Genomic DNA, 12985 nt, shown 5'->3' on the forward strand with positions numbered 1-12985 from the left:
GATTTACGGGAAACGTAAAATCGATGTCGAGCCAGTCTTCGGGTTTCTGAAGGCTAATTTGCATTTCACCCGAACGTCGGTGAGAGGCAAAAAGAAGGTAAAAAATGAATTAGGATTTGCACTTATGGCGGTGAACTTGAGAAAGTACACCGCCCGACAGTCTCATCAACCTATTTTAGGTCAACAAAACGGTGCCAACTATCGAAAAGCGATAATTGACACCGTTTTTTACTTAATTTGAGACTGTTTTGTCCCAGCCTCTTATTTTTATTTCGTAGACTTTACAAGGAATTTGTAAAAATCTCACTTATAATGAATGTACTTCTGCTTTAATAATTTTTCTAGATCGAAATAATATTGAAGCTATCGTGAAAAAGAGTACCGTAAAGAAAAGAGGCAGAATGATATTTTCAGGTGCAAATGCACAAATGATCATGGCAGCTCCACCGATAAATAGATGAAGTGACAACGGGCGGACCAGTTTGTTCCAATATTTTGATGAAATAGATGTGATTGATACTTGCTCATCTTCAGGGACTTTAAATCTAGGCAGTGTATTCCCGGTTGTTATGAATACAATTCCTACACATAAAGGAACGAGGGCGATTAAATGGATCAAGAAACCAGCTGCATACAACATAACCGCTACGTGTAAAACAAGTACGACGATAGAGACAGATAGAAAAATATGCTCCATCCCTTTTTTGTATCGGCGATAAATTTGCTTAAGCCTACTAACATTTGGTAAAGCCATCACATTGATAGCTAACAACAGCATAACAAGTGGGTGTACAAAGGAGATGACCTCTTTTGAACTTGTGACGTTTTCTGAAGAGACAGTCAAATAAAAGAATAAGCCAGAAATAAAGCCCACGATTGTAAGTAACCAGATTAATATTTTCCTCATTTTTCTTCCTCCTTTTTATTAAACCTTAATAACCATTTCATCATTTCTTGAAAAATTGTCGTATTTAATGAGTAGTAAACGTATTGGCCCTTTTTGTTTGAAAACACTAAGTCCGCATTTTTTAATACAGATAAATGTTGTGAAATAGCAGGTTTACTCATATTGAAGTGCGTTGCAATTTCCCCAGCGGTCTTATCTCCGTCGAGTAGAATATCTAAAATTTTTCTGCGATTTTCATCTGATAATGCTTTATATAAACGATTATTTACCATGTGTGTAACACCGCCAGTATCAAAAATTAAGTGATTAAGTAATTAAGTAATTGCTTAAATAAAAGAGTACATGAAAATGATGGAATAATCAACCATCATTTCCACTAATATTTATTAATGTCATAAATCTTCTTTTAGCATCGCATTAATTTCGCCGCCAAGTAATATGAGTAGTGATGAGACGTGAAACCAAACCATTAAGGCAATGACAGTTCCTATTGTGCCATAAGTCGCTGAGTAGTTGGCAAAATTGTCGAGATAAAAGGAGAAACCGAGGGATGTAATATGCCAGCCTACTGAGGCAAATAGTGCCCCAATATACACTTCCTTTAAATGGAGTCGAATATTCGGACCAATTAAATATAATATTGTAAAAACGACGAATAGAATGATGAAACTGAGCAGCCAACGGAAAAAAGCACCGTCCAAGAAGGCCATGTCAAATTCAAGATATTCACTAAAACGATCTCCAACAATTTGTAATACAAAAGCGGCAATGACGACAAGTAGTAAACCGATTGTAAGAATAATCGAGATGAATCGTGACGTGAGCGCACCACGTACTTCCGTGACATGGTAAGCTAAGTTGAGTGTCCTCAAAATTGAATTTAATGCAAGCGATGCAGTCCAAAGGGTGAAAATTGCCCCTAAAGAAAGCACACCTGTGTTATGACCGCGAGTAATGACATCCCACTGATCTTCAACGACTGCAAGAACATCACCTGGAATATATTCAACCTTTATAAACTCATATAAGTCTTGAAAAGTAAACGGTAAATATGATAGCAGTGTGACGACAAAAATTAAAAATGGAAACAAAGATAACAGGAGGTAATAAGCACATTGAGCCCCTAAATCAACTAAACGGTGATCGCGAAATCTCTCATATAATATTTGGAATGTTTTCATAGCTACCTCCAATCAAATATACATTACGCTTTCTAACGTTAATCTTCCTTTATTTTTCCCAAACTTTTCTTTTGAGAAACAATACTTTCTTTCGCTAATAAAAAATATGTGGACCTAAAGTCATAAAAACTACCATAATTTTCAATAGTTTAGTATTATTTTTACTAGGGGGTGGAGACATTTTGGTGAAGTATATCAATCTTATTTTGATTATTGGATGCATAGGTATTTTCACGTTTGCAAGCCCTTCATTTGCTGTCTCCCCTATACAATTAAATGATAACAGCGAAAAATATGATGTAAATTTGAAAATAGAAATCCTTGAAGATGAAGCGAATCAATGGACGATTGAAGATGTTTCAAGTGGGGAATTAGATTCGTCCTTTTATATACCACAAGTTCATACACCAAGTTACGGATATACAACATCTACTTTTTGGACCCGTTTCGAATTGAACAATCAGTCTACTCTTGAAGAATGGATGCTGGAAATAAGTAATCCGACACATGATTTTATTACTCTATATTATGAATTGGAGAGTGGTGAAAGGGTAGAAAAAGAGTTAGGCGATCTCTTTCCGTTTGAACAGAGAGAGGTAGATCACCGTCACTTTGTTTTTCCTTTGAATGTCCCTGAGGGAGCAAATCAAACTTATTATTTAAAGTTTGAAAGTGAGGGTTCGATGCAGCTTCAAATAATGTTATGGTCAGAGGACGAATTCTTTAATAAAAGCCTACTTGAATACATTACATTAGGTATTTATTACGGGATCGGCCTTGTCATGATTTTATATAATCTCTTTCTTTATTTTTCGCTGAGAATAAAAAGTTATATATGGTACGTATTGTTTATATCAACATATTTAATGGTTTATTTATCACTAAATGGACTTGCATATCAATTTGTGTGGCCTGACAGCACTTGGTGGAATAATCGTGCTATTGTATTTTTCATGGCAGCTGGATTTATATTTGCCTGCTTGTTCGCTAAAAACTTTTTACATACAAAGGAGAATGCTCCAAAGTTACATGTCCTATTATCTTGGTTAACTTTTTCTCAAGTTCTGTTGATTGGAGTACTTATATTTAATTATCCGTTGGCTCTTGATCTATTAACAGTTTCAACGGTCGTCATTATTTTTACAATAGTTGTGACAGCCGCTTATTGCTGGCGGAAAGGCTACCGTTCAGCTCGATATTTCTTTTTTGGCTGGATTACTTTTATTATTGGGGTACTAGTTTCTTCGTTTGCTCATGCAGGGATATTTTTTCCTTTAGTTTTTGTCACGAAGTACGCTTCACAAATAGGATCAGCTGTCGAGGTTGTCTTGTTTTCTTTAGCACTTGCTGATAAATTTAAGCTGCTTCAATATGAAAAGGAAAGAGCAGAAAGACAAGCAAAAGAAAGTCAGGAAATGGTAGTTGAAAGCTTGCAAAAAATGAATCAATTAAAGGATGAATTCCTTGCTAATACTTCACATGAGCTTCGAACCCCGGTTTACGGCATGATTGGGGTAGCGGAATCAGTAAGAGACGGTGCTGCTGGCAAGGTGTCTGAACCGCTAAAGCATCATCTCAATCTTATTATTTCTAGTGGTAGGAGGCTTACTCATCTGATCAATGACTTGCTGGACTTTTCTAAGCTAAAGCATAAAGAGATTGAATTGAATATTCAGCCAACGAACGTGAAGGCTGCGGTTAGTGTCGTCCTCTCCGTGTCAGCTTCATTAGCGGCAAAAAAAACAATTCAACTCATTAATCATGTTCCAGCTCATTTACCCCTAGTCGCTGCAGATGAAAAGAGATTGCAGCAAATTTTGTACAACTTGCTCGGTAATGCGATTAAGTTTACTGAAGAGGGGACGATTACGTTATGGGCGGAACGGTATAAAGATATGTTGTACATAAGAGTAGAAGATACAGGAGTTGGAATAAGTGAGGAAAGCATTGAATCAATCTTTAATGATTTTGAGCAAGGTACAAATACACGTGGAGGTACCGGTTTAGGCCTAAGTATTACAAAAAATCTGATTGAACTCCATGGGGGCTCAATATCAGTGAAATCTACAATTGGAAAAGGGAGTATATTCACATTTTCCTTACCAATATATATAGGGGAGTCGTTAGAAAGAAAATTAGAAAGCACTCCTCCTATATTAGAGATCGGTGATGATGAGTATTCTCCCCTACAGCAAAAGAACTCAAATAAAGCAACAGGACGAATCGTTGTTGCTGATGATGAACCTGTCAACTTACAAGTTCTTCATAACCAGCTTTCTCTAGGCGGCTATGACGTATTAACAGCGAACAGCGGGAATGAAGTGATAAAGTTGATAACCGACGAACCAATCGATTTAGTTATATTAGATGTGATGATGCCGGGAAAATCAGGGTATGAAACGGCGTATGAAATTAGGAAGAAGTTTTCGTTAACAGAGCTTCCGATTTTAATGTTGACAGCACGGAATGAATCTGGAGATGTTGTGACAGCTTTTGAATTTGGAGCAAATGATTATTTAACAAAACCGTGTCATAAAGAAGAGCTTTTAGCGAGAGTGTATACGTTGTTAACGATGCAACAGGCATTAACGAGTGTCATGAATCAATCCTACAAGATGAAAGGACTGAATCAAGAACTTGCTTCCTTGAATTCCAGATTGGAACAGCGCGTGAAAGAGAGGACAGCCGAACTAGAATCGAAATCAGAGGATTTGTTAAGAAGTGAACAGGCAAGGCGGCATTTGTTATCAAATATATCACATGAGCTTGGGACACCAATGACATCATTACAAGGCTACTTAAAAGCGATGCTCGACGGTATCATTGACCCGAACGATGAACGATATTTAAAGGTCATGTATGAAAAAGTGTTGTTTATCGACCGCTTAACCCAAGATTTATATGATCTTTCGAAGCTTGAAGCGGGACAAGTAAGTTTTAAATGGAGAGAGGCTACAGTTGATGAATTTGTTAACAAGTTTACTCGCATTTTTGAGCTCGCTGTTACGTCGAAGGGGTACCAGTTCCAGCTTCAAGATGATTTATTAGATCAATATTGCTTAAAGAAAAAGTTAATTATAGATTTTGAACGAATCGAACAAGTAATGACAAATTTAATTTTTAATGCACTAAAATATACTGAAAAAGGCGGATCCATTGCAGTTAAAGTAATGTTGGCTTCTTCATATGACAAAGTAAACGATGCATTAGAAGCAGCAACTCTGGAAAGTGCTGATAAACAACCAATTCAAGATCATAAGGAACAGTTGCTCATTTGTGTACAAGATAACGGTAAAGGAATATTAAAAGAAGATGTACCTTTTATTTTTGATCGTTTCTATCGCGGTGGCCTGTCTAGAGATGAAAAGAGTGGCAGCCTTGGTTTAGGTTTAGCGATTAGTAAAGAGATTGTTCATTATCATGAAGGACACATTTGGGTTGAAAGTGAAAAAGGAGCCGGGACAACATTCACTTTTACTTTACCAATCTATGAAGATAAATAGGGGGCGGGTTCGATGCAGAAAAAAGTTATATTAATCGTTGAAGATGATCAAGATATTTTGCACCTTCTTACTCTTTATTTACAGAATGATTTTACCGTTATTGAGGCAGTAGGGGGGAATCAAGCATTATTGAACGTTAAACAGAAGGTACCGGATTTGATTTTATTAGATATTGTCCTTCCAGATTTGGATGGATTTGAAGTATGTAAGAAAATTCGTGAGATGAATGTGGCCTCTCCGATTATTTTTCTTAGTTCAAAAAGGGAGCATGAAGATAAAATTAATGGTTTAATGATCGGTGCAGATGATTATATAACGAAACCATTTGACCCTGAGGAGGTTGTTGCAAGGGTAAAGGCTAATTTGAGACGTATGGAGATGAATCATCCTCAGAAGCCCCTAAAGAAATCGGTGTTTCAGTTCGGTGATCTTAAAGTGAATATAGAAACATACACAGTGACGATGAAGGGAGAGCAAGTCGATTTATATGCAAAAGAAATGCAGCTGCTTATCTATTTAATGAAGCACCCGAAGCATGTTTTTAGCGCGGAACAGTTATATAATCATGTTTGGGGATATGACAGCTTTGGGGATATTAAAACAGTCAAAGTACATATAAGCAACTTGCGGAGGAAAATTGAAACTGATACGGCAAAACCAAAATATATTCATACTGTCAGGGGACTAGGTTATCAATTTAAATATTGTTGACACGTAAGGTGAAGAAGCGTGTACATGGATATGGATTGAACATTTGTAATGGTGGAATTCAGAAAATTTTATTTATTTTATCTCCATTTAACCTTTGTGCATTAATCTTAATGATATATGAAACACATATCGTTAAAGTTATGAAGCAATGGGGGGATAATATGGATGCCGAGAAAGAAAAAATAGTACAGGATCAAGAATGGGAAGAGTTAATATTGGAAGCGAAGGAATTGGGACTCTCGGTAAAAGAAGTACAGCGGTTTTTTTATCACTCTAAAATGTACAAAAGTATGATGCTTTATGACCGGTTGAAAAAATATGAAATGCATTGTCATATGTCAGTGAAATAATAGTATATGGATGATTTTGAAGCTTCTATATAAAAGAAGCTTTTTTTGTTCGGTCAAAAGTATTATCTCATTTGTATCCAACTATTTCTATATATATCCAGCATATATCCAGGTGCCTGGCACATGGATATTAATTCCCAATTTATGTGTGTAGGGCAGTGGGTTTGCTGTTTGGTTCATTATAATCATTCTAGTTAGCGGATAAAACTGATTTTTTACCGGATAAACTCAATATATCGCGGATAAAACTGATCTTTTACTGGATAAACTTAATATTTCACGGATAAATCCGATTGTGAATAGCACTCGGAAAAAGAGAGGGCTATCCGAACTTTAACATTAGATGAAATGAGGTAAATCATCTAAAAGTAATGGGAAATTTTGCGATTTATGCCCAAAGTAGTTGTCAAAAAACGAATTATGCATAATACTAAACTAGGAAATATTTTAAATGGATGTCCAAAGTTTTGTGAAAAGTAGCTGATTGTCATCGGTGATTACAGACACAGGAAGAGTTTTTTGACGATCCGTGACTTTGATGTCCACCTTTTATAACATACAATGAAAGACAGAGGGAATTGACATGAATCATATATATGAAAAATTAGTTAATATTTGTACTGAAAAAAATGTGCTCCGTGATGAGCCGATGAAAAACCATACGTTAACAAAGATTGGCGGAAAAGCCGACTTTTTCGTCACTCCTGAAACGCATGAGCAAACAGCCAAAGTTGTCGCTTTTACTTATGAAAACAATGTTCCATTTATGCTTTTAGGCAATGGCTCAAATATGATCGTCCGTGATGGTGGAATTCGCGGAGTGGTCATGAATCTAAAAAAACTAAATGACATTGAGGTGCGTGGAAATCAATTAATCGCACAAGGAGGAGCAAATATTAAAGATGCATCCCGTTCAGCGTTAAAGCACAGTTTGACGGGTCTTGAATTTGCTTGCGGCATTCCAGGATCAATTGGTGGTGCCATGGTTATGAATGCAGGTGCCTACGGTGGTGAAGTAAAAGATGTCATTGATCACGTCACTGTCGTATCAAAGGAAGGAGAGCGTTTCCAACTTTCAAAAGATGAACTTGAGTTAGATTATCGATCAAGTATCCTCGGGAAAAAAGGTTACATGGTTCTTGAAGCTGTCTTCAATTTAAAAAAAGGGGATGCCACGTTAATAAAAGAAACGATGGATGATCTCACATTCAAACGAGAATCAAAACAACCATTGGAGTATCCTTCAGCCGGAAGTGTATTTAAACGCCCGCCAGGCTATTTTGCAGGAAAGCTTATTCAAGACAGTGGTTTGCAAGGGAAAGGTTTCGGTGGAGCAGAAGTCTCTACGAAGCACGCTGGGTTTATTATTAATAAAAATAATGCGACAGCAACAGACTACATCTCAACAATCAATATGGTCCGTGAAACGGTAAAAGCTACATTCGGTGTTGAACTAGAGCTTGAAGTGAAGCTTGTCGGTGAAGATGAATAGACCTAAAAAACAGGTAACCAATAAGTTTACCTGTTTTTTCCAGGTGCCAGGCACCACATATTTTATTTCGTCTCTCTAAAGAAATCCGTCGCGTCAGGACGCGGCATATGTTACAATTTCATTACAATATTTTTTTGGGGGGTGCATGTCAGAAAACAATGAATAATCTAACAGAAATCGCAGAGAAACTCCACTCACGCCAAGTTGAGTATAGTAAAAAGAATTGGACACTTTTCACGACAGGCTACGACTTTGGTGTCCAAGATTCATATGTAGATATGATGGATGTCTTGCAGGACAAACGTAATTTTAGCGAAATAGAAGAATATATAAAGCAAGATCTTTCTGAAACTGACAGAAGGAAAGCTGACATATTACATAACTCGTTTAAGCCGTTTCACCTTTCAGATGAATTAAATGAGTTGAACGTAAAGATTCAGAAGAAAGTAAGTGAACTATCAAAAATTCTTAATACGTTCCGATATAAGCTGGAAGGAAAAGAAGTGTCAGCAGTTGAGCTTGCCCAAGTGCTTAGTATGGACAGTGACCGTGAAAGAAGAAAGGAAGCATTTTTTGCGAGAAATCAAATTAATCAGCTTATGATTGATAACGGTTTTATCGAGTTGATCAATTTAAGAAAAGAGTTTGCAAAACGATATGGTGCCAAAAATTTCATCACATACAAGCTGGAGTCAAATGAGTTAGATGAAACGACGTTCGACAGTTGGTTAAAGGAGCTTCATGACATTCTTCCTGAGATGAAAGAAGGAAGACGAAAATATGCTCAGCAATTTCTAAATGATGATGAAATTATGCCGTGGGATGAACAATATATTCAATCACAAATCGCGCCATCTTTAAACGAAGATGTCGATATGTCAGAGTACTATACGAATATTAAAGAACTTTTCGGGCTTTTCGGGATTGACCTCTCTGAAATGAACATTACGTACGATATTTTTCCGAGAGCAAACAAGTCGGAGTGGGGCTATAATTTCCCAGTGGAAACAGCAATAGACTCACGAATTCTTGCGAATGTTAAAAATAAGTATTATGAGTACGGTGTTCTTCTTCACGAGACTGGACATGCGGTGCACTCATTCCTGCTAGACCCTGATGAGGTTATTTTAAATAGGGGCGTCAGTGGGATCATTAGTGAAGGAATCGCTAATTTGTTCCAAGGATTTTTATACAGCCCTGCTTTTTACAACAAGTTTTTTGCAGATGCAGAAAAGGTAGAAAAAGAGTTTACGAGATTAAAGGAATATCAGAAACTGAATTCTATACGAAGCATCGCTCGGATTTTCTTTGACCATAGCTTATATACAAATGATATTCAATCTTTAGACGATATTTATGATGTTTACTGGAAAAATCAAAAAGAAGTGTTACAAGAAGAACCGTTTGGGGAAGCTCCTCCATGGGCATATATGATCCATTTCACGACACATCCGATTTACCTCCATAACTATTTTATGGGTGATGTCACATGTGAAATGCTTGAACGAGTTTTCAAAGAAAGGTATGGCCATGAGATTTTGGATGCCCCGAAGCAATTCGGTGAATTTTTACAAACTGAGGTTATTAAACCGTCGGGGACATATAAATATAACGATTTGTTTAAGAGAATCAGTGGCGAGGATTTTTCATTGAAGTATATGGTTAATAAAAAATAAAACGGTTATGTGAAGGGCATGAGGTCCAAGGCTGATCTTATGCCCAAAGATAAGAAAATAGCAAACTTCAATATCTTGATAGAAGAGCGTTTACATCACGAGCTTCCACACGGATGTAGTAACTTCGGTGTTCCCGCAGGATGCAGGGATTTTAGCCGAAGATCTGATCTAGTGATTTGCCTCGACTGATGCCACGGAGTGTTGCTAGTAGAGGAAGAGGCAGCACCCATCGACTTGAGAAACTTCCTTCACCTTGTCTCGATGGGTATACTACGAATCTTTACTAGAAGAGAAAGAGACAAAAGTGAGTTTTTCGACTCTCTATTATCTCACTAGGCTTAGTCCGACGCACAGGACGTTTTAGTGTCGGGCATGCCATAGTACGTGGCGTTGTCCAACCAGTTTGCTTTGTCGATAACTAAGGGTGCTTGCGCTTTTCTAATTTGACTGTCGAAATTCTTCGTATATTTAAAGTCGTAATACGATGCCTCATTGAATAGACTGTACAAGCAAAGCTTGTACGGTTTTTGTATTTTTACTGGAGGCTGGTTACATGACTGTTTTTTTTACGTATGTCATATTAGGACTTTCATTGGCAGCTCCGATTGGTCCTGTTAATGCGGCGCAGTTGGACAGAGGCATTAAAAATGGTTTTCTTCATGCTTGGCTAGTCGGTCTTGGTGCGACCGTAGCTGATGGACTGTATATGATGCTCGTTTTTTTAGGTGTCGTTCATTTAGTCGAGATTCCATTTATCCAATCTTTTCTTTGGCTGTTCGGCTTTTTCGTGTTAGTGTACACAGGGATTGAAAGTTTAACTGGAGCAGGGAAAATGGCTTACTCATATTCACGGTCAGCGAATGAATCTCACACGAAATCATTTTTGTCAGGTTTTTTTATGTCATTGTTTAACCCGTTAACGATTTTGTTCTGGCTTGGAATCTTTGGATCTGTTTTAGCTAAAACGGTTACGTCTTATGGGACAGAAGAAGTGATCCTCTATATTTGTGCAATTTTTTTAGGAATTACATTATGGGATTTTACGATGGCTGGATTTGCAAGCACGTTAAGAAAGTATTTAACCCATCGTCTGTTAATGTGTATATCTGTATTATCCGGTATCTCTTTGATCGGTTTCGGAGTATATTTCGGGATTCAAGCAGCTACTGTTTTATTTTTTTGAATAAAGAGCCTGGTTGAGGGTCATCAGGCTTATTTGTATGATTTCTTTTCCAAACACGCATCATCAACCACGTAACAATGCCGATGACAGCAATAAATAACAGACTGACAAAAAAACCAGGGCGGCTAATCTGATGAAAAGCTGTACCGGCAATTGCAATGAGTACGATTAAAAAACCTAGTCCTCGTTTTACTTTATCGAACGTTGTCAGCTCAAGTAACCGGTTATATGCACCTAAAATAAAAAACCAATTGTAAAGCAGCATCAAGCCAGCTGCTGTTGTAAAATATTCGTAAATCCTGTTTGGCATAAGCAACGACAACACGATGGAAGCAATTATGGCTAACGTCGTCACACCAATAGCAGGCAGGGCGGTTGCCTTCATGACGGTTTTCGCTAAAAAATGAGGAGCATCATAACCTTCTGCTAAGCTAACGAGAATTCGAATCATCGCAAACATTGAAGCGACCATTGTCGAAAAGCCAGCAATAATAAAAACACCGTTAAAGATATGAGCAATAAACGGAACTTGATAGTTGTTAAGTGCTGATACAAAAGGACTTTCTTCAGTACTGAACTCATTCCACGGCAGCAACATTAACGCAAGAGCAAGAGAAACAATATAAATGATTGCAAGCAGCACAAACATCACTCTGCCAGATTTCATCGCATCTTTCATCTCTTTTAAACGAATCGCAAGAAGTCCGATAATCTCGATTCCAGCAAACCCATAAAAACCAAAGATTAATGCTGGAAGCAGACCTCTCCATCCATTCGGCATAAACGCATCAAATGTACGCGGCAGGTTGGCCGCTTGGATACCTTCTTGTTCACGTCCTCCTAAAAAACCCATTAAAGCAGCGGCAGCTAAAATAATAAACATGACGATAGCGGCAACTTTTAAGACAGCGAGTAAATTTTCAATTCTGTCGAACCCCTTTGCCCCAGTAAGAATGACAATAATGCCTAAAAGTGAGTATCCACAAGCGAACAGCCATAGTGGTACGTTAGGAAACCAAAACTGAGAGAAGATCGACAATGCTGTTAGTTGACTTCCCATAATTAATAGTTCTGATAACCAATAGACCCAGCCACAAGAAAAACCAGCCCAACGTCCATAAGCCTTTTTCGCATAAATACGAAACGACCCTTTTTGCGGGTCCGCGATTGAGAGTTTTGCTAATGCCTCGTAAACAAAATATGTGCCGATAGCGGCAAGGGCAAAAGCAATGACGACGGAAGGACCTGCCATCGTAATAGCAATACTTGAACCAAGCAAAAAACCTGTTCCAATTGTACAGGCAACACCTAATAAGGAAAGCTGCCACCATTCCAGCTTTTTCTCTTTTTGTGTCCCGGAATTCGACATCATCATACTCCCCCACTCGTTTATCCTGCTTCTATTTTTCCTGAAAACAAGTCAGTTTATGTAAAAAAGCATCGTTAAGCGAATTACACGTCAAAATATCGCTCATACTAAGTGCCAGGCACTTGTCGAAAAATCTCAATCGGATAGGAGGGATCACTTTGCAACTATATTTTTCACCAGAATTCTTCAAACAGGATGCACAAGTTTTAAATATTGTTACTGATAAAAATAAGCCGGTCGGCTATCTCGCCTTTTTAATGGAAGAGAAAAAGATGTACGTGTACGGAGTTTTGCAGGGGATTGCTGCAACTGAAGACTTTAAAGATTTAGTGACACCGTATGTTAAAGGGCTAACAAAGCTGAATCCGGAGTTAGAAGTTCTCTCCCACTTATCAGTTGGCGGGGAAAAAATAGATATTGAAATTGAAGTAGAGTGAACAAGACATTTGCTCAGTAAATTTTTGAAGTTCGCAAAAATAATAAAAATATTATGCATACAAGAACAAAGACGCGCATATAATAATAATTTCCGCTTTAACGAATAAACAACAATCTTTCCCCCTATTTCCTAAAAACAAATAAAGTGCCCTAAGGGCTTTTACGAACCTCCCTT

At 37.6% G+C, this 12985-nt stretch carries 12 protein-coding genes; 8 read left to right on the top strand and 4 right to left on the bottom strand.

Features of this window, described 5'->3' with window-relative positions:
* The coding region (locus tag CD001_RS26825; RefSeq protein WP_257009727.1) for a transposase at positions 1 to 241 on the top strand (241 nt) is incomplete at its 5' end.
* A 66-nt stretch (positions 242 to 307) separates the two neighbouring features.
* Here CD001_RS26825 and CD001_RS06275 read toward each other — a convergent pair.
* From CD001_RS06275 to CD001_RS06285, 3 genes are all read right to left on the bottom strand, one after another.
* Complete coding sequence (locus CD001_RS06275; RefSeq protein ID WP_096186701.1) at positions 308 to 907, bottom strand: hypothetical protein; 600 nt, start codon at positions 905 to 907, stop codon at positions 308 to 310.
* The gene (locus CD001_RS06280) at positions 904 to 1179 is read right to left on the bottom strand and encodes an autorepressor SdpR family transcription factor (protein WP_096186702.1); all 276 of its coding nucleotides are present in this window, start codon (positions 1177 to 1179) and stop codon (positions 904 to 906) included. The genes CD001_RS06275 and CD001_RS06280 overlap by 4 nt, the downstream gene beginning before the upstream one ends.
* Before the next feature lie 120 nt (positions 1180 to 1299).
* On the bottom strand, positions 1300 to 2088 hold the full coding sequence (locus CD001_RS06285) for a YihY/virulence factor BrkB family protein (protein WP_096186703.1): 789 nt from the start codon (positions 2086 to 2088) through the stop codon (positions 1300 to 1302).
* Positions 2089 to 2273: 185 nt separating this feature from the next.
* Here CD001_RS06285 and CD001_RS06290 point away from each other — a divergent pair, with 185 nt between their 5' ends.
* The 6 genes from CD001_RS06290 (at position 2274) to CD001_RS06315 (ending at position 11003) form a co-directional block, all read left to right on the top strand.
* Positions 2274 to 5591 carry an ATP-binding protein gene (locus CD001_RS06290; protein WP_257009967.1) on the top strand — a complete coding sequence of 1106 codons (3318 nt, stop codon included), beginning with the start codon at positions 2274 to 2276 and terminating at the stop codon, positions 5589 to 5591.
* Between the two features lie 12 nt (positions 5592 to 5603).
* Positions 5604 to 6302 (top strand): response regulator transcription factor, encoded by a 699-nt coding sequence (locus tag CD001_RS06295; RefSeq protein WP_096186705.1) that lies wholly within the window; start codon positions 5604 to 5606, stop codon positions 6300 to 6302.
* A gap of 8 nt (positions 6303 to 6310) precedes the next feature.
* Positions 6311 to 6652 (top strand): anti-repressor SinI family protein, encoded by a 342-nt coding sequence (locus tag CD001_RS26830; protein ID WP_257009728.1) that lies wholly within the window; start codon positions 6311 to 6313, stop codon positions 6650 to 6652.
* 583 nt (positions 6653 to 7235) lie between these two features.
* Positions 7236 to 8144, top strand: a complete 909-nt coding sequence (gene murB, locus CD001_RS06305; RefSeq protein ID WP_096186707.1) for a UDP-N-acetylmuramate dehydrogenase — start codon at positions 7236 to 7238, stop codon at positions 8142 to 8144.
* 107 nt (positions 8145 to 8251) lie between these two features.
* A complete protein-coding gene (locus CD001_RS06310) occupies positions 8252 to 9820 on the top strand; it encodes a M3 family metallopeptidase (protein WP_257009729.1) in 1569 nt (522 codons plus the stop codon).
* Between the two features lie 553 nt (positions 9821 to 10373).
* Positions 10374 to 11003 carry a LysE family transporter gene (locus CD001_RS06315; RefSeq protein WP_096186708.1) on the top strand — a complete coding sequence of 210 codons (630 nt, stop codon included), beginning with the start codon at positions 10374 to 10376 and terminating at the stop codon, positions 11001 to 11003.
* Here the strand turns inward: CD001_RS06315 and CD001_RS06320 are convergent.
* Positions 10984 to 12375 (bottom strand): amino acid permease, encoded by a 1392-nt coding sequence (locus CD001_RS06320; protein WP_096186709.1) that lies wholly within the window; start codon positions 12373 to 12375, stop codon positions 10984 to 10986. The genes CD001_RS06315 and CD001_RS06320 overlap by 20 nt on opposite strands.
* 155 nt (positions 12376 to 12530) lie before the next feature.
* Between CD001_RS06320 and CD001_RS06325 the strand changes: the two genes are divergently transcribed.
* Positions 12531 to 12809: a hypothetical protein gene (locus CD001_RS06325; RefSeq protein ID WP_096186710.1), complete on the top strand. Its 279-nt coding sequence runs from the start codon at positions 12531 to 12533 to the stop codon at positions 12807 to 12809.
* Positions 12810 to 12985 lie beyond the last annotated feature (176 nt).

The organism is Evansella halocellulosilytica, from assembly GCF_002335745.1.
Classification (GTDB): Bacteria; Bacillota; Bacilli; order Bacillales; family Salisediminibacteriaceae; genus Bacillus_CA; species Bacillus_CA halocellulosilytica.